Source organism: Streptomyces sp. NPDC020490 (genome assembly GCF_044335305.1).
Taxonomy (GTDB): Bacteria; Actinomycetota; Actinomycetes; order Streptomycetales; family Streptomycetaceae; genus Streptomyces.
Genome location: NZ_JBIRUY010000033.1, coordinates 90,089 through 111,949 on the forward strand (window position 1 = coordinate 90,089; position 21,861 = coordinate 111,949).

The window sequence follows — 21,861 nt, forward strand, 5'->3', positions numbered from 1 at the left end:
GTCTGCCCAGCGGTCGGCGCGGCAGGCTGGGGGACGGTCTGCGGGGCGGTCTGCGGGGCGGTCTGCGGCGCGGTCTGCGGCGCGGTCTGCGCGACGGGATCGGCTGCGGGCTCAGGGGGCACGGCGTCTCTCTTCCTGGGTGCGGTCGGGGTCGGGGCTGAGGGACTCCGTGACGGCGGCGACGGCCGCGGAGTCCGCGGCCGGCGCGGCGTCGCCCGGCTCGCCCCGAGGCACCTCGCGGGCGAGCCGGGCGGACTCCTGCCCGTAGCGGCGCAACAGCCAGAGCGCGGACAGGGAGAGCAGCGCCGGCAGCAGGCTCATCCCGGAGGCGATGCCGGTGAGGGCCGCGGCAGGCTGCGCCACCTCCTCGTCGGCGTCGGAGGAACGGAACCCCGTGGCCGCCAGGACGAGAGCGAACACCGCGGGTCCGGTGGCCATCGCGAGCGTCTCCGCCGCCGTCCACACCCCGGTGAACGTCGCCGCACGGCGCCGCCCGGTCCGCGCGGCGTCCGCCGACTGGGTCTGCGCCAGCAGCGTCAACGGCAGCAGCTGGAGACCCGCGTAGGCCACCCCCACCAGGGCCACGGCCACGTACCCGACGGCGAGGTGCGTGTACCGCGTCGCGAACAGCAGCACGGCGGCGGCGGTGAACAGCACCGAGGCGCACCACTGGGCGTACTCGGCGCCCCGGGCGCGGGCGAGCCGGTTCCACAGCGGCGTCACCAGGATCAGCGGGCCGATCATGCAGGCGAACAACGGTGTGACGGCGCTCGCCGAGCCGAGGACGTACGTGGCGAAGTACTGGGCCCCGGCGAGCATCACGCCCACCGCGAGCGCCTGGACCGTCCACATCCCGGCCAGGTGCGCGAAGGCGCGGTTGTCCCGGGCCGCCGCGAGCTGCGCGCGCAGCGATCCCTCCGCCGCGCTGCGCGCGACGACCGGCGCGTGCCGGGTGGCGCGCCAGGCCCCGAGCATCCCCGCCGCCAGGAAACCGGCGACCAGCACGCCCATCGCCCGGTAGCCGGCCGGGGTGTCCCCGTCGGCGTGGGCGACGGCGGGCGCCAGCGCCCCGGACAGCAGGATGGCCACGCCGAGGAAGCCGACCCGCCAGCCCAGCACGCGGCCGCGTTCGCCGGGATCCTCCGTCATCTCGGCCGGCATCGTCACGTACGGCACCTGGAACACGGCGTACGCGGTCGCCGCGAGCAGGAACAGCACGGACACGTACCCGGCGGCGACCGTGCCGTGCAGCGGGGGAGCGGCGAAGATCAGCGCGAACAGCGGCGGCAGGGTCAGGGCACCCGCCAGCAGGAAGGGACGGCGCGAGCCGCTGTGGGCGCGGCTGCGGTCGGCGGCGGCGCCGACCAGCGGGTTGATCAGGACGTCCCACGCCTTGGGCAGGAAGACCGCGGCCCCGGCGACCGCCGCCGGCACGGCCAGCACGTCGGTCAGGTAGTACAGCAGGATCAGTCCGGGAACGGTGCCGAAGGCGCCGGTGGCCAGGGAGCCCAGGCCGTACCCGATCCGCACGGTGCGCGGCAGCGCCGTCCCGGTGCCGGCGGGCGAGTGGCTCCCGGCGCCGGACCGCGCCGCTGGACGTCCCGGACCGCGCGGGTCGGGGGCGGGGCTCTGCTGCATCGGCATCCAGGACGGTCGTCGGGGCGGGCGTGGGGTCGCGCAGAGCATGGGGCAGCGGAAGGGCGCTCGGCAAGAGCCGGGCCGCCCTTTCAACGGCGGGTGCGGCCCAGCTGCGCCATGATCTCGGCCAGTTGTCCGCGCGCCCACTCGTACTGCCCGGGGTCGGTGTGGCCCCGGTAGACGGTCTCGATCACCATGACGAGCGTCAGGTGCAGGCAGTACAGGCGGCGGCGCACGCTCTCCGTCTCGGTCAGCGGAGGGTGCCCGTAGCCGCGCATGAAGTCCGTGGGGTCGCCGAAGGCGGCCAGCTGGGTGCCGGCGAACCCGACCTCGATGAGCGGGTCGCCGAAGAAGGCCCGCTCATGGTCGATGAGGCAGGCGATCCTCCCGTCGCGGACCATGACGTTGCCGTCCCACAGATCCCACTCCACCAGCCGCGGCTCGCTCACCTCGTCCAGGCTCGCGGCGTGCTCGGCCAGCACCTCGCGCACGGTGTCGTAGTCCCAGCCCAGATCGACCCGGCGGCGTTCGCCGTCACCCAGCACGTCCTCGACGATGCCGGTGAACACCCGGCGCCAGGAGGCGTCCCCCGGGCCGGCCAGCGGCCCGAACGCCGTACCGCGGACGGAGTTGATCTCACGGTTGGCCGCGCCCACCTGCTCCTTGTACGCGGCCAGTTCGCGGGCCGCCAGTTCCGGGCCGACGACGCCGAGGTTGTCGCCGTCGACGAACGGCATGAAGAACCAGTCCGCGCCGCACAGTTCGCGGCTGCGGTCGGCGAAGTCGACGCGGGGGACCGGCACGGACGTGTGCGCGGCGACCAGGTCCAGCATCGCCAGCTCGATCCCCATCGCGCCCCGCTCGTAGGTCATCACCTCCACCTCGGGGGGAGGCGCGATCTTCAGTACGGCCTCGTAGCCGTCGCGCAGCCGTACGCGGTAGGCGACGTTGAACCAGCCGTGGCCCAGCTCGCTCACCCACCCCTCGCCCACGGGCGTACGGTCCGGGCCGTAGGCCCGCTCGACCATGGCCCGCAGGACCTCCGGCGACTGCCGGTTCTTCGTGATGCTCTCCACGCCCACTCCCCGCCTCGACACCCGGCACCGCCCGGCCCGTGCCCCCGGGCTCACGCACCTGCCGGGCGACGGTTCGCCCGGCGGCGCGGAGAACGAAATCACGATCTCCCCCGGCTCGGCCAGTGACCGCACGGCCCGGAGCCTTCAGCGTCCTGACGGCCGGGGCCGTGCGGAGCCGGGCGACACCCGCTCCTCGATGTGGCGCCGGACGCGGGCGGTGAGTGCGGTCAGGCGCTCGGAGGCCGTCGCGCGCGGTGCGACCGGCGCCCGGACCCGCCGGGCCGCCGAGGGCAGTTCACCCAGGTCCGCGGCGAATCGCCGCCGGCACTCGTCGAGCGTGGACCGGCGGCCGGTGCGCCGCCCGTCCCGCATCACCGTCTCCAGCAACGGTCCGCCGTCGTCGGGCGGCGGTTCCCCGGCGAGCCCGATCACGTCGGCGTACCCGGGGCGGCGGAACACCTGCTTCGGCGCCGGTGCCGTCACCTTGGCCGAGGACAGCTTCATCACCGGCCGGCCGTCGTACTCCACCATCTTGTAGGCGGAGTCCAGGAAGGGCGCGTCGGCCGAGACCCCGACGCGGGTGCCGACGGCGTAGACGTCGATCGGCGCGCCGCGGCGGACCAGGTCGTCCACGCCGTACTCGTCGAGACCGCCGCTGGCGGTGATCCGTACGCCGGGCAGGCCCGCGTCGTCGAGGACGGCCCGTGCGCGCACCGCCAGCGCCCCGAGGTCGCCGCTGTCCAGCCGCACGGCCGAGCCCGGCCCGCGGTCCAGGTCGCGCAGGACGCGCGCCGCGACGCGCACGCCCTCCTCGGTGTCGTAGGTGTCCACCAGGAAGGTCACCGGACCGGGGTGGCACCGCGCGAAGGCGCGGAACGCGTCCTCCTCCGTGGCGAACGCCTCCACGAAGGAGTGGGCCATGGTGCCGACGGCGGGAATGCCCACGGCGGTCGCCGCGGCCACGTTGCTCGTCCCGGCGAAGCCGACCAGCCCACCGAGACGGGCCGCCTGGAACCCGGACTGCGGGCCGTGGGTGCGCCGCAGCGAGAAGTCCACGACCGGATGCCCGGCCGCGGCGAGCACGCAGCGCGCGGCCTTGGAGGCGATCGTGGTCTGGTGGCTGAGCTGGTTGAGCACGTACGTCTCGGCCAGCTGCGCCTGCGGAAGCGGCGCCGTCACCTCCAGCAGGGGCTCTCCCGCGAGCACGATCCGCCCCTCCGGCACCGCCCGCACGCTGCCGGTGAACTCCAGGCCGAGCAGCGGCTCCAGGTCTCGTGGCGGCCGGTGCAGCGCGGAGGCGAAGGCGTCGACGTCCTCGGGGCCGACACGCAGGCCGGACAGGTAGTCCAGGGCCGACTCCAGCCCCGCGGCGACCAGAAAGCCCCGCTCGGGAGGCAGCTCGCGGACGAAGAGGCTGAAGGTCGCCGGGCCGGTCATGCCCTCCCGCAGATAGGACATGGCCATCGTCACTTCGTACAGATCGGTGGTCGTCGCATCGGACATGGGCGGCACCTCCTCGGCCGTCGCCAAGTCGCCCCGTCACCGGCAGGCGCCACAGCGGCACGCCCGCCCGTCGAAGCCGGCCTCCGGCAGGTCGCCCGCCGTTCTACGACCGCCTGGTCCCACCATCGAACGGCGGAGCGGTCCGGCACAGGGCCGAAAGTCCCTGCGGGGCCGACGTCCGGTCTCCGGACCTGTCGCCCAGGACCCGTTGCCCCGGACCTGTTGCCCAGAACCGGTTGCGCCCCCGCCCGCCCGGCCGGACGCCGGCCCGGCTCCGTGACCGATCGCTCCGGCCGAGGTGCAGCCGGGGCCGGGCTCGGCGACTCTGGAGACCGGGGGCAGTGGCGGGAGGAGCGCCCATGCACTGGGAAACGATCCACAAGGACACCGCACCGGTCGTCGCTCCCCGTCTCACCGACTACGAGCGGACACGCTCCGCGTTCACCTGGTCGCAGGCGCGCACCGCACTGGCCGGGCTGCCCGGCGGCGGCCTCAACATGGCCCACGAGGCGGTCGACCGGCACGCGGGCTCGGACCTGGCGGACAAGGCCGCGCTGCGGTGCGTCGCCCGGGACGACTCCGTCACCACCGTCACCTACGCGGAACTGGCCCGCCGTACGGCCCGCTTCGCGAACGTCCTGCGCTCGCTCGGCATCGGCCACGGGGACCGGGTGTTCACCCTGCTCGGCCGCTGCCCCGAGCTCTACACCACGGTGCTGGGCACACTGAAGAACACCAGCGTGCTGTGCCCGCTCTTCTCCGCCTTCGGCCCCGACCCGGTGGAACAGCGCCTCAGACTCGGTGACGCGCGGGTCCTGGTCACCACCGCGGCCCTCTACCGGCGCAAGGTCGCCGAGCGCCGCGCATCGCTCCCCCGGCTCGAGCACGTCCTGATCACCGGCCCGGGCGCCGAGGACCTGCCCGGCACCACGTCCTTCGACGACGCGCTGTCCGCCGCCCCGGACACCTTCACCGTCCCGCCGACCTCGCCCGACGACATGGCCCTGCTGCACTTCACGAGCGGCACCACCGGCACCCCCAAGGGCGCGGTCCACGTCCACGAGGCCGTCGTGGCCCACTACGCCACCGCCGCGTACGCGCTCGATCTGCGCCCCGAGGACGTGTACTGGTGCACCGCCGACCCCGGCTGGGTCACCGGCATGTCGTACGGGATCATCGCCCCGCTCGCCCACGGTGTGACGGTGGTCGTGGACGAGGGCGACTACGACGCCCGGCGCTGGTACCGGATCCTCGGCCGGGAACGGGTCACCGTCTGGTACACGGCCCCCACGGCGCTGCGCATGCTGATGCGCGCCACCCCCCGCCAGGGCCCGTACGACCTGCCGCGCTCCTACGACCTGTCGGCCCTGCGCTTCATCGCCTCCGTCGGCGAGCCGCTCAACCCGGAGGCCGTCGTCTGGGGCCGCGACGTGCTGGGCCTGCCGGTGCACGACAACTGGTGGCAGACGGAGACCGGCTGCATCATGATCGCGAACTACGCGGCGTGCGAGATCCGGCCCGGCTCGATGGGACGGCCGCTGCCCGGCGTCGACGCGACCGTGCTGGAGCAGGGAGAGGACGGCCGGGCGCTGGTCGTCGACGGCGGGGTCAGGGAGGTGCGCAGCCCGGACGTCGAGGGCGAGCTGGCGCTGCGTCCGGGCTGGCCGTCGATGTTCCGCGGCTACCTGCACGACAAGGAGCGCTACGACGCCGCGTTCGCCGACGGCTGGTACCTGACCGGTGACCTGGTGCGCCGGGACGCGGACGGGTGGTACTGGTTCGTGGGGCGGGCCGACGACGTCATCAAGTCGGCCGGGCACCTGATCGGCCCGTTCGAGGTGGAGAGCGCGCTGATGGAACACCCGTCGGTGGCCGAGGCCGGGGTGATCGGACGGCCGGACCCGGTCGCCGGGAACGTCGTCAAGGCGTTCGTGTCGCTGTGCCCCGGTGTCGAGCCGACCCCGGACCTGGAGCGGGACCTGCTCGCCTTCGGCCGCCGCAAGCTGGGCCCCGCGGTGGCTCCCCGGGAGATCGCGTTCGACCAGAACCTGCCCAAGACCCGCAGCGGGAAGGTGATGCGCCGCCTGCTGCGCGCCCGGGAACTCGGGCTGCCCACCGGCGACTTGTCGACCTTGGAGGGACCCTCATGAGTGTGGCCCGCACCCGTACGCGGACGGACCCGGCACACCCGAAGCCCGCCGCGCAATCCGGCGCGTCCGCCGCGAAATCCGCCGGGGAATCTGCCGGGAAATCTGCCGGGAAATCCGCCGGGAAGTCCGCCGGGAAGTCCGCCGGGAAGTCCGCCGCGGACAAGGAGAAGGCGAGCACCGAGCACCGCAGGGACCTGCTGGAGGCGATGCTGCGCATCCGGCGCTTCGAGGAACGCTGCGTGGAGCTCTACAGCGCCGCGAAGATCCGCGGTTTCGTCCACCTCTACATCGGTGAGGAGGCCGTGGCCGTCGGCGTCAACGAGGCGCTGACCCCCGAGGACGCGGTCGTCTCCACCTACCGGGAACACGGTCACGCCCTGGCCCGCGGGATCACGGCCGAGGCCGTCATGGCGGAGATGTACGGCCGGACGACCGGCTGCAGCGGCGGCCGGGGCGGGTCGATGCACCTGTTCGACGCGAGCCGCCGCTTCTACGGCGGCAGCGCGATCGTCGCCGGCGGGCTTCCGCTCGCCGCGGGACTCGCGCTCGCCGACCGCATGCGGGGACGGGCCGGCGTCACCTGCTGCTTCTTCGGCGACGGCGCCTTCGCCGAGGGCGCGTTCCACGAGACGGCGAACCTGGCGGCCCTGTGGAAGCTGCCGCTGCTGCTGGTCTGCGAGAACAACCTCTACGCCATGGGCACCGCGCTGGCCCGGGAGCACGCGCAGACCGACCTGGCGATGCGCGCCGCCTCCTACGGCATGCCCGCCTGGGCCGTGAACGGCATGGACGTCGAGGCCGTCGAGCAGGCCGCCCGCCGGGCCGTGGAGGGCATCCGGGCCGGTACCGGGCCGCACTTCCTGGAGCTGCGCACCTACCGCTTCCGCGCCCACTCGATGTACGACCCGGACCGCTACCGCGCCAAGGCGGAGGTCGAGCGGTGGAAGGAGCGGGACCCGATCGGCCTGCTCAAGGACCGCATGCGGGAGAGCGGTGAGCCGGCCGGTGAGCCCGGCGACGAGGAGCTCGCCCGGATGGAACAGCGGATCGCCGCCGAGATCGACGACGCCGTGGAAGCGGCCGAACAGGCACCCGAGGAACCGGTGGAGAACCTGCTCCGCCACGTCACCAGCGCCTCGGCGGAGGCGGTGAGCTGACCATGGACGCGGGCGGAACGCGGGAGGCGAAGACGACCTACCGGGAGGCGCTGCGCGAGGCCCTCCGGGAGGCCCTGCGCACCGACGACCGGGTCTTCCTCATGGGCGAGGACGTGGGGCGGTACGGCGGTTGCTTCGGCGTCAGCCTCGGCCTGCTGGAGGAGTTCGGGCCCGAACGCGTCCGCGACACCCCGCTGTCGGAGTCCGCCTTCGTGGGCGCCGGCATCGGCGCCGCGCTGGCCGGGATGCGGCCCGTCGTCGAGATCATGACCGTCAACTTCAGCCTGCTCGCCCTCGACCAGATCCTCAACAACGCCGCAACCCTGCTGCACATGTCGGGCGGCCAGCTGCCCGTGCCCCTGGTCATCCGCATGACCACGGGCGCCGGACGGCAGCTCGCCGCACAGCACTCGCACAGCCTGGAGGGCTGGTACGCGCACATCCCCGGCATCCGCGTCCTCGCCCCCGCCACCCTGGAGGACGCCCGCCACATGCTGGCCCCGGCGCTCGCCGACCCCGACCCCGTACTGATCTTCGAACACGGCAGCCTCTACAACGCCTCCGGCGAACTCCTCCCGCCCACCGCCCCGGTCGACCTCGACCATGCCGCCGTCCGCCGCCCCGGCACCGACATCTCCCTGATCACCTACGGCGGTTCACTGCCCAAGACCCTCGCGGCGGCGGACGAACTCGCCGCCGAGGGCATCAGCGCCGAAGTGATCGACCTGCGCACGCTCCGCCCCCTCGACGACGCGGCCGTCACCGCTTCGGTGGCCCGTACCCACCGTGCGGTGGTCGTCGACGAGGCATGGCGGACGGGAAGCCTCGCCGCCGAGGTGTCGGCCCGCATCGCGGAAACGTCGTTCTACGAACTGGACGCGCCCGTCGAGCGGGTGTGCAGCGCCGAGGTGCCCATGCCGTACGCCCGGCGGCTGGAGGAGGCCGCCCTGCCGCAGACCGCCGACATCGTCGCGGCGGCCCACCGGACGGTGGACTGATCATGGCCGAGTTCACCATGCCCTCCCTCGGCGCGGACATGGACGAGGGCACGCTCCTGGAATGGCTGGTGTCGCCCGGCGACCCGGTCCACCGGGGTGACCCGGTCGCGGTCGTCGAGACCGCCAAGTCGACCATCGAGGTGGAGTGCTTCGAGACCGGGACCATGACGGAGATGCTCGTCGAACCCGGCACGACGGTGCCGGTGGGCACACCGCTCGCGCTGATCGGGCCGACGGCGGAGAAGGCCGCGGAACCGGAAGGTATGGGACGGCCGCACAAGCCCGGACGGCCGCACAAGCCCGGGAAACCGGCGAAGGCCGGGAAACCCGAGGCCCCCGCGGAAGCCGGGCGGGCGGAGGAGCGGCGACCGCCCCGTCGCGCGCCGAAGAAGGCCGCGCCCGCCGCGCCCGCCGCGCCTCCGTCCCCGCCACCGGGGCCCGCCGCGCCGGTTCCGGTGCCGGAACCGATGCCGGAACCGATGCCGGTACCGCCCGCCGATCGGCTGCCCGGCCACTTCGAGGCCGGCCCCCTGGTCCGGCATCTCGCGGAACACGGCGACGTCGACCTGGAGGCCCTGCGCGGCTCCGGCCCCGGAGGGCGCGTCACCCGGACCGACGTCGAGCGGGCGGCGGCCGCCCGGGCCGCTCCCGGGCCATCGCGCGTGCGGGCCACCCCGTTCGCCCGGCGGCTCGCCGCCGAACTGGGCGTCGACCTGGCCACGGTGACGGGGACGGGCAGCGGGTCCGCCGTGCGGGCCGCGGACGTACGCCGAGCGGCGCCCGGCCCGGTGGCCCCCGCCCCGGCGGTCCCGGCGCCGCCCGCGGGCGCCGAGACCGTACGCCCTGCCGCGCGGCCCGCCGAAGAGCGGGCGGCGGCCATGCGCCGGGCGATCGCCGCCCTGATGAGCCGCGCCAACCGGGACATCCCCCACTACTACCTCTCCACGACCGTGGACCTGGCCGCCGCGATGGACTGGCTGCGCGAGCGCAACCGGCGACGCCCGGTCGGCGAACGGCTGCTCCCCGCGGCTCTGCTGCTCAAGGCGGCGGCCCTGGCGGCCCGGGAGGTGCCCGAGCTCAACGGCTTCTGGACCGACGACCACTTCACCGCGGGCGAGGACGTCCACCTCGGCGTGGCCGTGTCCCTGCGCGGCGGCGGACTCGTGGCCCCAGCCCTGCACCACGCCGACACCCTGGCACTCCCGGAGTTGATGACCGCCCTGAGGGACCTGGTCGCCCGGGCCCGTACCGGCCGGCTGCGCGGTTCCGAGGTGTCCGACGCCACGATCACCGTCACCAACCTCGGCGACCAGGGCGTGGAGACGGTCTTCGGCGTGATCTACCCGCCGCAGGTGGCCCTGGTCGGCTTCGGGCGGGTGGTCGACCGGCCGTGCGCCGTCGACGGGCTGCTGGGCGTGCGGCCCGTGGTCACGGTGACCCTCTCGGCCGACCACCGGGCGACGGACGGTGCCATCGGCGCCCACTACCTCACCTCCGTCACCCACCTCCTGCAGAACCCGGAGCAGCTGTGACATGAACCGAACCGATGCACTGGACATGGTCAGGGAATCGATCTCCAGCGTCGTCCCCGGCGCCGACGTCGCCGCCCTGGGCCCCGACGACGCGTTCCGCGAGGTGCTGGAGATGGACTCGCTGGACTTCCTGAATTTCGTCGAGGTCCTCAGCGAGCGGTCCGGCGTGCGCATCGAGGACGAGGACACGCCGCGGCTCAGCACACTGTCCGGCAGCGCCGACTTCCTCGTCGCCCACACGGCGGAGTGACGGGCGGCGCCAACCAGGCCCTAAGAGCGCTGCTTCCGGGGAACGGTGATGACCGGGCAGCGCGCGTGGTGCAGTACGCCGTGGCTGACGGAGCCCAGCAGCATCCCGGTGAAGCCGCCGTGCCCGCGGGTGCCCACGACCAGGCCGAGGGCGTGCTCGGCCGCCTTGGCCAGGACCTGCACCGGGTGGCCGTGCACGACCTCGTGGTGCAGTTCCACCTCGGGATGGGCGGCGGTGCGCCCGGCCACCGTCTCCGACAGCAGCCGGCGGCACTCCTCGACGGCCGCCTCCTCGTCCAGCACACCGAGCCGGGGCGGGTGCCACACGTACAGGGCCCGCAGGACGGCGCCGCGCAGCGCGGCCTCCTCGAAGGCGAGGTCGACGGCGGCCGCGGACTGCGGGCTGCCGTCCACCCCGACCACGAAGTACGGCGGCTGCTGCGTGACGTGCTCCGCCTCGGGCACGACCACCACGGGGCAGGGGGCCTGGGCGACGAGCGGCAGGGCCACCGCGGTGGAGGCGAACAGCTCGTGGAGAGCGCTCAGGTGCCAGGAGCCGAGCACGACCATGGTGGCGTGCTGGGCCTGCTCGCGCAGCACCCACGCGGGATGCCCCTCCGCCAGCAGCCCGGTCACCCGTAGCTGCGGATGCCGGGACTCGGCGAAGGCCACCGCCTCGTGCAGCGCGCGGTCCCCCGTCGCGTGCAGGGCCGTGTTCCACTCCTCCCAGGACGGCAGCCCGCCGGCCGGCCGGTACCCGGGGGTCGGCACGTTCTGCGCGAGGACCAGCAGCAGGGGCAGGTGCCGTCGGGCCGCCTCGTCGGCGGCCCAGGCGAGCGCGACGCGTCTGCCGGGATCGGGGTCGAGGCCTGCCACGATCGGCTCACGTCCTGGTGCGTGCGTCATGCGGACTCCCGGTGGTCCGGCGCTCCGGGGCGGCTACAGGCCCTGGGAGAGCAGGAGTTCGTGGGCGAACCGGGCGCCGCGTGCGGCATCCTCGGGCGCCGCTTCCTCGGAGGGCACGTTCTCCAGGCCGCGGGCGAGTACCCGTACGGCCTCGGCCAGGGTCGCGACCTGTGCTTCCAGTCGGCTCAGCCGGGCTTCCGGTCCGAGCGGGGCGTTGGGTTCTCCGGGCTGGTTCTGAGTCATTCGCTCTTCCTTTCGAGGTGGTGACGGGCCGGGCCGCCGCTCGGCGGGGCGATCACGGCCGGCCGGCCACGCGTGCCGGCCTCTCCCGGTCGCGGCGAGGTGTCGCTCGACGGCGGGTGCCCCTCGTCGCTCAGCCCGTGCGTGCGCGGGGTGCGGGCAGGCACCACCGCTTCGGCCGCCCCGGCAGTTCGTGCCCTGCCGGTCACCGCTCATAGCCAGTAAACAACGGCCGGCCGATGCCCGCAGCGAACAGGACCGCCCGGGCGGGGCTCAGCTGCGCAGGCCGCGCGCGGGGAGGACGACCCGCGCCGACGACCTCAGTGTCTCCTCGTCGTTGGCGAAGGCCGCCAGGGCCTGGTAGTCACCCGGTTCCCCGCCGGCCCACGGGCGCGTGGTGAAGACCAGACAGGCGACCCCTTGCTCCTCGGCCGCGGCCAGCCACCCCTGCGGCGGGACGAACTGCACGGTGATGTGCGGCATGGTGAAGACGGCCGACCCGGGCACCACGAGCAGGCTGACCGGCAGGTCCGATCGCCGGGTCGCGTCGACGACGTCGCCGCCCACGATGAGTCCGGCGCTCAGCAGAAGCTGCTCGACGGCTGCCGACGAGTGCTCGCGGTCCCCGAGAGAACAGGCGAGGAGGTAGGGCAGGTTCCCTCGGTCGGTGGGCCGGTTCCAGGCCATGATGACGATCTTGCCGAGATCCGAGGTGCGCAGGGACGGCGTCTCACGCTGGGTTGTGGTCACGGCGGGAATCTATCGACGCGCCGGCACCCCCCGGCCCGGCTCTCACCCCAATGGCCGACACCCCCGCGGCCGGGTCACACGAACGAGAGGTCGACGCCGTTGACGGCCCCGCTAACGGGTGTGCCTCGCCACGTACTCGTCGAGCGGCTGCAACGCGCCCCAGGCGCGGTCGAAGATGGCCGCGAAGTAGGACAGGAAGACCGGGCCTTCGACGCTGAACCCGCTGAGCTGCTGACGGCCGACACCGGAGAAGGAGAGATGGATGACGGAGTCGTCCATGATGGAAAAGTTGTGCCAGCCGCAGGCGTTGTTCCAGGACATCACGCGCGCCTCGTAGGCGTACACGTCCCTGACCTCAGCCTGATGCTCCAGCAGCCACCCCAGATAGGCGGGCTTCGGCACGCCCTCGCGCTCCGGAACGCCGATGATGCGCCGGACGCTGGCGGACTCGCCGGCGTGCTCCCGGGCCCACCGCAGCACCGTCTCGTAATAGGCGGTCACGTCGGGGGAGGCCCACTGGCTCGGAGGATGAAGCCGTAAGTAGGTGAGGCGGATCTCCCGGCGGGCCGCACGGACCCGCTCGGCCGCGGCCCGGTAGAAGGCGGAAGGGTCCGGATAGCAGACCATCTCGGCCTGCAGCGTCCGCAGCGGCGTCTCGGGCGTGTGGTGCTTCCGGTCGTCCAGCTCGGTTCTCGCGGCCCGCCACAGCTCCTTCCAGCGCGGCCAGTCGCCGCCCAGCGCGCCGACCAGCTGGCGGGTCACCGCCTCACTGGGCAGACGGCGGCCGTTGAGGGCCTCGGAGACGGTCGCCTGACTGCACTGCGCCCGGGCGGCGATCGTCTTGAGCTGAGGATTCCCTGCCATGACGCGCAGCCGTCGCAGCTCCGCGGCGAACCGCTGCGAGGCAGGCGCCGCGCCGTTCGAGTTGCCGTTCATGTTCCCCCTGTGCCTGACCCGACCCGGACGCCCGAGATGCTCGCACCCCCTCGGCACGCGGCGCGGAACTTCGCCGAATTTCCTCGAAGAAGGCTGAACTTCCCTCTGTTTCCGGATGATTCGGAGGCCATCGGATTCCCTGGACGGCCGGTGCGCCGACCGGTCGAATGGAGGACGCCATCAGTCCGACAGTCCTCGAGAAGGTGAGAAAAGCGTGCTGATCGACTTCGCGGCGTCACTGCGCCGCCACTACCTGACCTTCCTCGCCGTCCTCGTGATCGGCGTCGTTCTCGTCATCGCCTGCCACGGGCCCTCGCAGTCGACGGCCGTCTACGTGGACTGTGTGCTCGGCGTGGCCGGTCTCATCGGCACGTACGCCCTCGCGCCCGCCGCGTCACCGCCCGCGCCCAGGCCCGCCAAGCCCTGACGAGCCGTGGCCGGGCCGCCGGCCGGCCCGCGCGGGGGCGCGGGCGGCGACGGGTCCGGGACCACCGGAGCCGCCGCTCGACCACCCGCACGGGTGGCGGTCGGCGCCGGGGCGTCCCCCGCCTGGCCCCGCGAGCGGCCCGGAGATGCCCGCTGGGGGTATGTACCTCCCCGACGTCGACGACGCTCGCCACCCAGGAGCAACTCAGGAGTCCTTTCATGCCGACCTCCCGCACCGGACACCCAGGTGCCGCGACCCGCCGCAGAACCCGTATCCGGCCCGCGCTGAGCGGCGCCGTCTGCCTGCTCGCCCTCGCCGGCACCGCGCTGAGCACGGCCCCGCGATCCACCGCCGCGCCCCGCGCCGACAGACCCGGCACCGGCACCGGCAGACCCGGCAGCGGCACACCCGGCCGCACGCCCGGCACCGACGCGTCCCGGCAGTCGTGGCGGGTGGACCTCTCGGCGCTCGGCGCCGACGGCTTCAACGTCCGCTACAGCGGCGGCGCGCTGGGCGTGAGCGACCGTTCCCTCAGTCCCGCGTCGCTGGGCCGGGACCGCGGATACGCCTCCGCCGTACTGCGGGCACACCACCTCGACCGGCCGGTGAACCGGGTGACGGTGGACCTGGACGCCGCCGTGCCGGTCGGCGCGAGCGTGGTGGTCGACATCCGTGGCCGGGACGCCGGCGGCGTCTGGTCCGAATGGCGGCAGGCGACCACGGGCACCCCGGCCCGACTGCCCCGCCCGGTCGGCGACGTGCAGGCCCGGCTGACGCTGTGGAGCGACAAGGCCGGCGCCGCGCCCGTCGTCCGCCGCCTGACGCTGACCGCGGACGACACCGGCGCCTCGCCCGCCGAGCCCGCGGCCTCCGCCTTCTCGGCCCGCGTCTACGCCACCCGCGAGGGACTGGTCGGCCGCACCACCGCCAACGGACACGTCATCACCAGCGACGACCACTTCGTCGCCCTGCCCTCGCGCCGCGCCCTGTCGCCCAAGGGCAGCGGCCAGTACTCGGTGCAGGTGTGCGGGCCGGCGCGCTGCGAGACGGCGCCCGTGTGGGACGTCGGCCCCTGGAACACGCACGACGACCACTGGAACCCCTCCACGCAGCGCGAGCAGTGGAGCGACCTCCCCCGCGGCCTGCCCGAGGCGCAGGCGGCGCACCAGGACGGCTACAACGACGGAGAGGACGAGTTCGGCCGCCGGGTCGCCAACCCGGCCGGCATCGACCTGGCCGACGGCATCTTCTACAACGTCGGCCTGAACGACAACGGCTGGGTGACCGTCACCTACCTGTGGACCGAGGGCGGCGACACCAAGTCCTTCCCGGCCTGGGGCACGGACGTCCCGATCCCGGAGGCCACGTCGCTCACCCCGGCCGGTCTGCCCCGTACGTGCGCGGTCCTGCCCGCGTGTCACAGACCGGCGGGCCGTGTCGTCCAAGAGAGGAAGGCAGAGACGTTCACGTCGGGAAGGTGATGATCATGCGGGTCTTCGTGGCAGGCGGGACCGGGGTCCTGGGGCGGCGGCTGGTGCCGCAGCTCCTGGCACGCGGCCACCAGGTGACGGCCACCACCACGACCGCGGACAGACTGGGCCCGCTGCGGGGGCTGGGCGCGGACGCGGTGGTGATGGACGGGCTGGACGCGGCGTCGGTGGGGAAGGCGGTGGCCGACGCCCGGCCGGAGGTGATCGTGCACCAGATGACCGCGATCTCCCGGACGCACGCCGGAAAGCCCGACATCAAGCACCCGGACCGGTGGTTCGCCCTCACCAACCGGCTGCGCAGGGAGGGCACCGACCACCTGCTGGCAGCGGCCGAGGCGACCGGGGTGTCCCACGTCGTCGCGCAGGGCTACGCGTCCTGGAACGGCATCCGCGAGGGTGGGTGGGTGAAGACCGAGGAGGACCCGCTGGACGTGCTGGAGGGCACGGCGGCCCAGGCCGGCCTGGAGACGCTGCGGTACGCGGAGGAAGCGGTCCTGCGAGCCGGCGGCGCGTTCCTGCGCTACGGCGCGTTCTACGGTCCGGGCGCCATCGACGACCAGGTCGAACTGCTCCGCAAGCGGCAGTACCCGCTGATCGGGCGGGGCACGGGCTACAGCTCGTGGGTGCACCTCGACGACGCGGCGAGCGCCACCGTCCTGGCCGTGGAGCAGAAGGCGCGGGGCGTGTTCAACGTCGTCGACGACGAACCGGCCCCGGCGAGCGAGTGGCTGCCCCACCTGGCGGCGTGCGCGGGGGCGAAGCGGCCGATGCGGGTCCCGGTGTGGCTGGCCCGGCTGCTGGCCGGCGACCAGGCGGTGGTGATGATGACCGAGGGCCGCGGCTTCTCCAACGCCAAGGCCAAGCGCGAACTCGGCTGGCAGCCGCGTCATCCGTCGTGGCGGACGGGCTTCGCGGCGGAGCTGGCCCGGCCGGCGGCGCCGGCATGACGGGCGGGCCTCGGGGAACCGTGAGCCCGCCCGACAAGGCCCTCAGGGCCGTGCCGCTCCGGCGCGCAGGCCGTCCATGACGAGGTCGAGGAGGCGGGAGGCGCGTGGCCGCCAGTCCTCGGAGGGGGTGATCTGCCACAGCCCGGCGATGGCCAGGAAGAAGTCGTCCGACGTCACGCCGGGGCGGATGGTGCCGGCTTCCTCGTTGGCGCGCAGAAGCAGCTCGGCTGCCTCGGTGACGGGGGTGGGAGCCGGTTTGGCGGGGCCTCCCGGGGTGCTGGTGGCGAGGCGGATCGCGTCGGCCAGGCCGGCCTTGGCCATGGCGAATTCGGCCAGCCGGTCCATCCAGGTGCGCAGCGCCTGCTGCGGCGGCAGCGCCTGGAGCAGCGGGGCCGCGCTGTCGGCCACCTGCCGCATCTCGTGGCGGTACAGCTCCAGGACGAGGGTCTCGCGGTTGGGGAAGTTGCGGTAGAACGTCCCCTGGCCGACGCCGGCCTTCTTGGCGATCGCGCTGAGGGGCACGTCCGGGCGTCGCGTCAGTTCGGCCAGGGCGACATCGAGGATGCGCTCGCGGTTGCGCTGCGCGTCCGAGCGCAGGGGTGCGTCCTTCTGATGCTGCACTCGTCACTCCTAGCGGGCCCGTGACCCAACCCGGTCCTTGCTAACCGGACAGCTGTCCGTTACGTTTCTGTCGAGCGGACGGTTGTCCGGTTGGGCTCACCATAGCCGTGGCCGCGACCGTACGGCAGTCCGCGCGCACCGCCGCGCACCGGTGCGCATCACCCGCGGCGGAAACCCACTTCAGCCTCAGCGCCCCACCGCACCCACGACGCACCTCCACGACGTACCTCCCGGCAGCCACCGCGACCCGCCGCCGGTCCCGTCCGGCCCGACTGCGCGCACGTCACCCCGCGTCACCCGAGTCGTCACGCAGCCACCACACCTCAGCAGGCATCTGCACGCATCTGCACCCAGCGAAAGAAGTCGCTCATGGCCTTACCGACGTCCAGCGTCATCACCCTGCACGTCAACGGCGAGAAGTACACGCTGCCCGTCGACCACCGCACCACCCTCCTCGACGCGCTGCGCGAGCGTCTCGATCTGACCGGCACCAAGAAGGGCTGCGACCAGGGCCAGTGCGGTGCCTGCACGGTTCTGGTCGACGGCCGCCGGACCGTGGCCTGCCTGCAGTTCGCGGTCGCCGCCGAGGGCCGGGACGTCACCACCATCGAGGGTGTGGCGGACGGTGATCGGCTCCACCCGGTACAGCAGGCCTTTCTCGACCTGGACGGCTACCAGTGCGGCTACTGCACGCCCGGGCAGATCTGCTCGGCGATCGGCGTCCTCGCGGAACACGCCGCCGGGTGGCCGAGCGCCGCCACGGGCGACGTACGGCCCGAGGCGGGGCCACCCCCGCTGGACGCGGAGGAGATCCGCGAGCGGATGAGCGGCAACCTGTGCCGGTGCGCCGCGTACGCCTCGATCGTCGACGCCGTCGCGCGGGCGGCCGGGGCGCGGACCACGGCACGGCCGGACGCCGGGCCGGACGCCGAGGAGGCGGCAGCATGAGGGAGTTCGCCTACCACAAGGCCTCCGACGTGTCGGACGCCGTCGCCCTGCTCGACGCCGATCCGCAAGCGCGCTTCCTGGCCGGCGGGACCAACCTGGTCGACCTGATGAAGAGCGGCGTCGAGCGGCCCGCCCGGCTGGTGGACGTACGGCAACTGCCCCTGGACCGTGTCGAGTCGACACCGGAGGGCGGACTGCGCATCGGCGCGACGGTCACGAACAGCGACCTCGCCGCCCATCCGGAAGTCCGGAGCCGGTACCCGTTGCTGGCGCAGGCGGTCCTCGCCGGCGCCTCCGGTCAGCTGCGCAACATGGCCACCGTCGGCGGCAACCTCCTGCAGCGCACGCGCTGCGCCTACTTCACCGACCTGACCAAACCGTGCAACAAGCGCGCCCCCGGCAGCGGCTGCCCCGCCGTCCAGGGCGAACACCACAACCACGCCATCCTGGGCGCCTCCAGCCACTGCGTGTCCGTGCACCCCTCGGACATGGCCGTCGCCCTGGCCGCCCTCGACGCGGTGGTGCACTACGAAACCGCCGACGGGCCGGGGGAGTTGCCGATCGGCTGGTTCTACCTGCCCGTCGCGGGGACCCCGCACCGCGAAACAGCCCTGCCCGCCGGCGCGCTGATCACCCACGTCAGCCTGCCGCCGGTCCCGGCCGCCGCCCGCTCCCGCTACCGCAAGGTGCGCGAGCGCGCCTCCTACGCCTTCGCCACCGGCTCGATCGCCGCGGCGCTCGACGTCCGCGACGGTGTCGTGCACGAGGTGCGCCTGGCCTTCGGCGCGGTCGCCTCCCGCCCCTGGCGGGCCCGCGCGGCCGAACGCGTCCTGACCGGCGCGAGCGCAGACGCGGAGACCTTCGCGGCCGCCGCGGACGCCGAACTCGCGGCAGCCCGGCCGCTGCCGCACAACGGATACAAGGTGACCCTGATGCGCAACCTGACGGTGGCCGTGCTGAGCGAACTCCTCGAGGAGGGCGCCACCCGATGACCACCACCGAAACCACAGCCGAAACCACAGCCGAAACCACAGCCGGTCCCACCGCCGGCCCCACCACCGCCGGCCCCACCACCGCGGCGGTCCGTGCCGTCGGTACCGCGCACGTCCGCGTGGAAGGCCGCGACAAAGTCACCGGGGCGGCCCGCTACGCGGGGGAGGTCCCCTTCGCCGGCCTCGCCCACGGCTGGCTGGCGCTGTCCACCGTCGCCCGCGGCCGCATCCGTGCCATCGACACCGACGCCGTCCTCGCGATGCCGGGCGTCCTCGCCGTCCTTCACCACGGCAACGCCCCGCACCTGGAGACCGACTACGTCGGCCTGCTGGGCACCCGGCCCGACCCGACCTGTGCCGTCTTCCAGCACGACCGGGTGCCCCACCTGGGCTGGCCGGTCGCGCTGGTCGTCGCCGAGACCCCCGAGCAGGCGCGCGAGGCGGCCGAGGCGCTCGTCGTCGACTACGAACCCCAGCCCCACGACGTCGACTTCACCGCCGGGCACCCGGACTCCTACCCGCTGGACGGCCATATGCCCGCCGTCACCGACAAAGGCGACCTGGAGGCCGAACTCGCCGCCTCCGCGGCCGTGCTGGACGCCGAGTACACCACGCCGGAAGAACACCACAACCCCATGGAGCCCCATGCGGCCACCGCCCGCTGGGACGACGGCGTCCTGGAGCTGATCGACTCCAACCAGGGCACCACCTGGGTCGTCAGCGAACTCGCGAACCTCTTCTCCCTCGACCCGGCGTCGCTGCGGGTGCGCTCGGAACACGTCGGTGGCGGCTTCGGCAGCAAAGGCGTACGCGCCCACCAGGTGGCCGCCGTCATGGCCGCCACCGCCCTCCAGCGCCCGGTACGCGTCGTCCTGACCCGCCGTCAGATGTTCACGCTGGCCGGCCACCGCAGCCCCACCGTCCAGCGGATCAGGCTCGGCGCCGACGCCGACGGACGCCTGCGCGCCCTCGACCACCGCTCCCTCAGCCGGACGTCGACCGTGTACGAGTTCGTCGAACCGAGCGCGGGAGTCGCGCGGGTGATGTACGACGCCGATGCCCACCACACGGAGAACCGGGTCGTCCGGCTCGACGTCCCCAGCCCGACGTGGATGCGCGCACCCGGCGAGGCGCCGGGGTCCTTCGCGCTGGAGGCCGCGCTCGACGAACTCGCCGAGAAATGCGGCGTCGACCCCATCGAGCTGCGCCTGCGCAACGAACCGGACCGGGGCCCGGTCTCCGGCCTGCCGTTCGCCGGCCGCAACCTGCGCGCCTGCTTCGAGGAGGGCGCACGCCGCTTCGGCTGGGCCGGACGTGATCCGCGGCCGGGCGTACGGCGCGACGGACGCCGGCTGCTCGGCACCGGCACCGCCGCCGCGTCCTTCGGCGTCGGCGCCGGCCCGTCGACCGCGACGATCACCGCCGAGGCCGACGGCGGTTTCACCGTGCGCATCGCCGCGGCGGACATCGGCACCGGAGCCCGCACCGCCCTCACCCTGGTCGCCGCGGACGCCCTCGACGTCCCGCCCGATCGCGTCCGGGTACGGATCGGCGACAGCGCCTTCGGCCCCGCGATGATCGCCGGCGGCTCCATGGGCACCCGCTCCTGGGCCTGGGCCGTCACCGCGGCGGCCCGTGACCTGCGCGAACGGCTGGTCCCGGGCATGGAGATCCCCGCGCAGGGCATCACCGTACGCTCCGACACCACCGAAGCCGTCGCCGCGCTGGCCCAGAAGGAACGCCATTCCTTCGGCGCGCAGTTCGCCGAGGTGGCCGTCGACCCGGCGACCGGTGAGGTCCGCGTGCGGCGCATGCTCGGCATCTTCGCGGCCGGCCGCATCGTCAACCCCCTGACCGCGCGCGGCCAGCTCACCGGCGGCATGATCTGGGGCATCTCCATGGCCCTGCACGAAGAAGCGGCGCGCGACGCGTTCTTCGGCGGCCCGGTCGGCGCCGACCTGGCGGGCTACCACGTGGCCACGCACGCCGACATCCCGCCCATCGAGGCGGACTGGGTGGACGACCCCGACCCCGACGACCCCGTCGGCATCAAGGGCCTCGGCGAGATCGGCATCGTCGGTGCCGCGGCCGCCGTCGCCAACGCGGTCTGGCACGCGACCGGCGTACGCCACCGCAGCCTGCCCATCCGCCCCGACCGCGTCCTGACGGCAGGCCGCGGTGCTTGATCTCGTACCGGAGCTGAACCGCTGGCTGGCGGAGGACCGCCGAGCCGCCGTCGCCACCGTCGTGGACGTCGGCGGCAGCGCACCGCGCGGGCCCGGCGCCGCCCTCGCCGTCGACGCCGAGGGCACCGTCATCGGCTCGGTGTCCGGCGGCTGCGTCGAGGCCGCGGTCTACGACCTGTGCGCGCAGGCACTGGACAGCGGCCACAGCGTGCTCGAGCGGTTCGGCTACAGCGACGAGGACGCCTTCGCCGTAGGACTGACCTGCGGCGGAGTCCTCGACATCCTGGTCATGCCGCTGCCCGGGGACGGGCCCCGCCGGGAGCTGCTGCACACGGCCCTGGACCTCGTGGCCAAGGGCGAGCCGGTGGCCCTGGCGCGTGTCGTGCGAGGGCCGGCGGCACTCCTCGGCGCCGCCGTGCTCGTGCACGCCGACGGCTCCTTCGACGGCGGGCTCGGCGGCCACCCGGAACTGGACCGCACGGCGGCGGCCGAGGCCCTGGCCGCGCTCGACGCGGGCCGCACCGGCACCGTCGAACTGTCCGAGGACGGCTCGCACTGCCCCGGTGGCCTCACCCTGCTCGTCGAATCGAGCCTGCCGCCGCCCCGGATGATCGTCTTCGGCGCGGTCGACTTCGCCGCGGCGCTGGTCGCACTGGGCAAGTTCCTCGGCTACCACGTCACCGTGTGCGACGCGCGCCCCGTCTTCACCACCAGGGAGCGCTTCCCCGCGGCCGACGACGTCGTCGTGGAATGGCCGCACCGCTACCTGCGGCGCACCCCGACCGACGCGCGCACCGTGCTGTGCGTGCTCACCCATGACGCCAAGTTCGACATCCCGCTGCTCGAGATCGCGCTGCGGCTGCCGGTCGCGTTCGTGGGCGCGATGGGCTCCCGCCGCACCCACGACGACCGGAACCGGCGGCTGCGTGCAGCCGGCCTGTCGGAGGCCGAATTGGCCCGCCTGAGTTCGCCCATCGGCCTCGACCTGGGAGGGCGCACCCCCGAGGAGACCGCCCTGTCCATCGCGGCGGAGATCGTCGCGACCCGGCGCGGCGGGACCGGCGTCCCCCTGACCGGCTCCGGCCGCCCGATCCACCACAGCCGCGTCCCGTGAG

At 74.0% G+C, this 21,861-nt stretch carries 20 protein-coding genes; 12 read left to right on the forward strand and 8 right to left on the reverse strand.

The features are described 5' to 3' along the window. Positions 1-111: 111 nt before the first annotated feature. The 3 genes from ACH4ZX_RS29745 to ACH4ZX_RS29755 all read right to left on the reverse strand — a co-directional run bounded on the left by ACH4ZX_RS29745 (position 112) and on the right by ACH4ZX_RS29755 (position 4,217). Positions 112-1,644 (reverse strand): MFS transporter, encoded by a 1,533-nt coding sequence (locus ACH4ZX_RS29745; RefSeq protein WP_398279279.1) that lies wholly within the window; start codon positions 1,642-1,644, stop codon positions 112-114. Positions 1,645-1,727: 83 nt separating this feature from the next. Next, positions 1,728-2,714 carry a phosphotransferase family protein gene (locus ACH4ZX_RS29750; protein WP_398279282.1) on the reverse strand — a complete coding sequence of 329 codons (987 nt, stop codon included), beginning with the start codon at positions 2,712-2,714 and terminating at the stop codon, positions 1,728-1,730. A 144-nt stretch (positions 2,715-2,858) separates the two neighbouring features. Next, complete coding sequence (locus ACH4ZX_RS29755) at positions 2,859-4,217, reverse strand: nicotinate phosphoribosyltransferase (RefSeq protein ID WP_398279285.1); 1,359 nt, start codon at positions 4,215-4,217, stop codon at positions 2,859-2,861. A 359-nt stretch (positions 4,218-4,576) separates the two neighbouring features. Here ACH4ZX_RS29755 and acsA point away from each other — a divergent pair, with 359 nt between their 5' ends. From acsA to ACH4ZX_RS29780, 5 genes are read left to right on the forward strand one after another with little or no spacing between them, the layout of a single operon-like run. Beyond that, complete coding sequence (gene acsA / locus ACH4ZX_RS29760; RefSeq protein ID WP_398279288.1) at positions 4,577-6,367, forward strand: acetate--CoA ligase; 1,791 nt, start codon at positions 4,577-4,579, stop codon at positions 6,365-6,367. Continuing rightward, positions 6,364-7,524, forward strand: coding sequence for a pyruvate dehydrogenase (acetyl-transferring) E1 component subunit alpha (gene pdhA, locus ACH4ZX_RS29765; protein ID WP_398279291.1), 1,161 nt, complete (start codon positions 6,364-6,366; stop codon positions 7,522-7,524). The genes acsA and pdhA overlap by 4 nt, the downstream gene beginning before the upstream one ends. Before the next feature lie 2 nt (positions 7,525-7,526). After that, positions 7,527-8,522: an alpha-ketoacid dehydrogenase subunit beta gene (locus ACH4ZX_RS29770; RefSeq protein ID WP_398279294.1), complete on the forward strand. Its 996-nt coding sequence runs from the start codon at positions 7,527-7,529 to the stop codon at positions 8,520-8,522. A gap of 2 nt (positions 8,523-8,524) precedes the next feature. Then, on the forward strand, positions 8,525-10,054 hold the full coding sequence (locus tag ACH4ZX_RS29775; protein ID WP_398279297.1) for a dihydrolipoamide acetyltransferase family protein: 1,530 nt from the start codon (positions 8,525-8,527) through the stop codon (positions 10,052-10,054). 1 nt (position 10,055) lies between these two features. Further along, positions 10,056-10,304 (forward strand): acyl carrier protein, encoded by a 249-nt coding sequence (locus ACH4ZX_RS29780; protein ID WP_398279300.1) that lies wholly within the window; start codon positions 10,056-10,058, stop codon positions 10,302-10,304. Positions 10,305-10,324: 20 nt separating this feature from the next. On the opposite strand, the gene ACH4ZX_RS29785 is transcribed toward ACH4ZX_RS29780, so the two are convergent. From ACH4ZX_RS29785 to ACH4ZX_RS29800, 4 genes are all read right to left on the reverse strand, one after another. Then, positions 10,325-11,209, reverse strand: a complete 885-nt coding sequence (locus ACH4ZX_RS29785; protein WP_398279303.1) for a universal stress protein — start codon at positions 11,207-11,209, stop codon at positions 10,325-10,327. A 33-nt stretch (positions 11,210-11,242) separates the two neighbouring features. Next, complete coding sequence (locus ACH4ZX_RS29790) at positions 11,243-11,452, reverse strand: hypothetical protein (protein WP_398279306.1); 210 nt, start codon at positions 11,450-11,452, stop codon at positions 11,243-11,245. A gap of 270 nt (positions 11,453-11,722) precedes the next feature. Beyond that, entirely contained in the window at positions 11,723-12,199 is a 477-nt protein-coding gene (locus ACH4ZX_RS29795) for a DUF5949 family protein (protein WP_398279309.1), read from the reverse strand. 111 nt (positions 12,200-12,310) lie between these two features. After that, positions 12,311-13,135 (reverse strand): helix-turn-helix domain-containing protein, encoded by an 825-nt coding sequence (locus ACH4ZX_RS29800; protein ID WP_398279312.1) that lies wholly within the window; start codon positions 13,133-13,135, stop codon positions 12,311-12,313. Between the two features lie 214 nt (positions 13,136-13,349). Between ACH4ZX_RS29800 and ACH4ZX_RS29805 the strand changes: the two genes are divergently transcribed. The 3 genes from ACH4ZX_RS29805 (at position 13,350) to ACH4ZX_RS29815 (ending at position 15,999) form a co-directional block, all read left to right on the forward strand. Next, the gene (locus ACH4ZX_RS29805) at positions 13,350-13,562 is read left to right on the forward strand and encodes a hypothetical protein (protein WP_398279315.1); all 213 of its coding nucleotides are present in this window, start codon (positions 13,350-13,352) and stop codon (positions 13,560-13,562) included. Between the two features lie 218 nt (positions 13,563-13,780). Then, a complete protein-coding gene (locus ACH4ZX_RS29810; protein ID WP_398279318.1) occupies positions 13,781-15,043 on the forward strand; it encodes a hypothetical protein in 1,263 nt (420 codons plus the stop codon). After that, positions 15,043-15,999 (forward strand): NAD-dependent epimerase/dehydratase family protein, encoded by a 957-nt coding sequence (locus tag ACH4ZX_RS29815; RefSeq protein ID WP_398279321.1) that lies wholly within the window; start codon positions 15,043-15,045, stop codon positions 15,997-15,999. Before ACH4ZX_RS29810 ends, ACH4ZX_RS29815 begins: the two co-directional genes overlap by 1 nt. A 42-nt stretch (positions 16,000-16,041) precedes the next feature. On the opposite strand, the gene ACH4ZX_RS29820 is transcribed toward ACH4ZX_RS29815, so the two are convergent. Beyond that, entirely contained in the window at positions 16,042-16,620 is a 579-nt protein-coding gene (locus ACH4ZX_RS29820; protein ID WP_398279324.1) for a TetR/AcrR family transcriptional regulator, read from the reverse strand. 369 nt (positions 16,621-16,989) lie between these two features. Between ACH4ZX_RS29820 and ACH4ZX_RS29825 the strand changes: the two genes are divergently transcribed. Genes ACH4ZX_RS29825 through ACH4ZX_RS29840 form a run of 4 tightly spaced genes read left to right on the forward strand, consistent with a single transcriptional unit; the run spans position 16,990 to position 21,860 of the window. Further along, complete coding sequence (locus ACH4ZX_RS29825) at positions 16,990-17,568, forward strand: (2Fe-2S)-binding protein (RefSeq protein WP_398279327.1); 579 nt, start codon at positions 16,990-16,992, stop codon at positions 17,566-17,568. After that, positions 17,565-18,560, forward strand: coding sequence for an FAD binding domain-containing protein (locus tag ACH4ZX_RS29830; RefSeq protein WP_398279330.1), 996 nt, complete (start codon positions 17,565-17,567; stop codon positions 18,558-18,560). The genes ACH4ZX_RS29825 and ACH4ZX_RS29830 overlap by 4 nt, the downstream gene beginning before the upstream one ends. Then, positions 18,557-20,746 carry a xanthine dehydrogenase family protein molybdopterin-binding subunit gene (locus ACH4ZX_RS29835; RefSeq protein WP_398279332.1) on the forward strand — a complete coding sequence of 730 codons (2,190 nt, stop codon included), beginning with the start codon at positions 18,557-18,559 and terminating at the stop codon, positions 20,744-20,746. Before ACH4ZX_RS29830 ends, ACH4ZX_RS29835 begins: the two co-directional genes overlap by 4 nt. Next, positions 20,739-21,860 (forward strand): XdhC family protein, encoded by a 1,122-nt coding sequence (locus ACH4ZX_RS29840; RefSeq protein ID WP_398279334.1) that lies wholly within the window; start codon positions 20,739-20,741, stop codon positions 21,858-21,860. Before ACH4ZX_RS29835 ends, ACH4ZX_RS29840 begins: the two co-directional genes overlap by 8 nt. Position 21,861 lies beyond the last annotated feature (1 nt).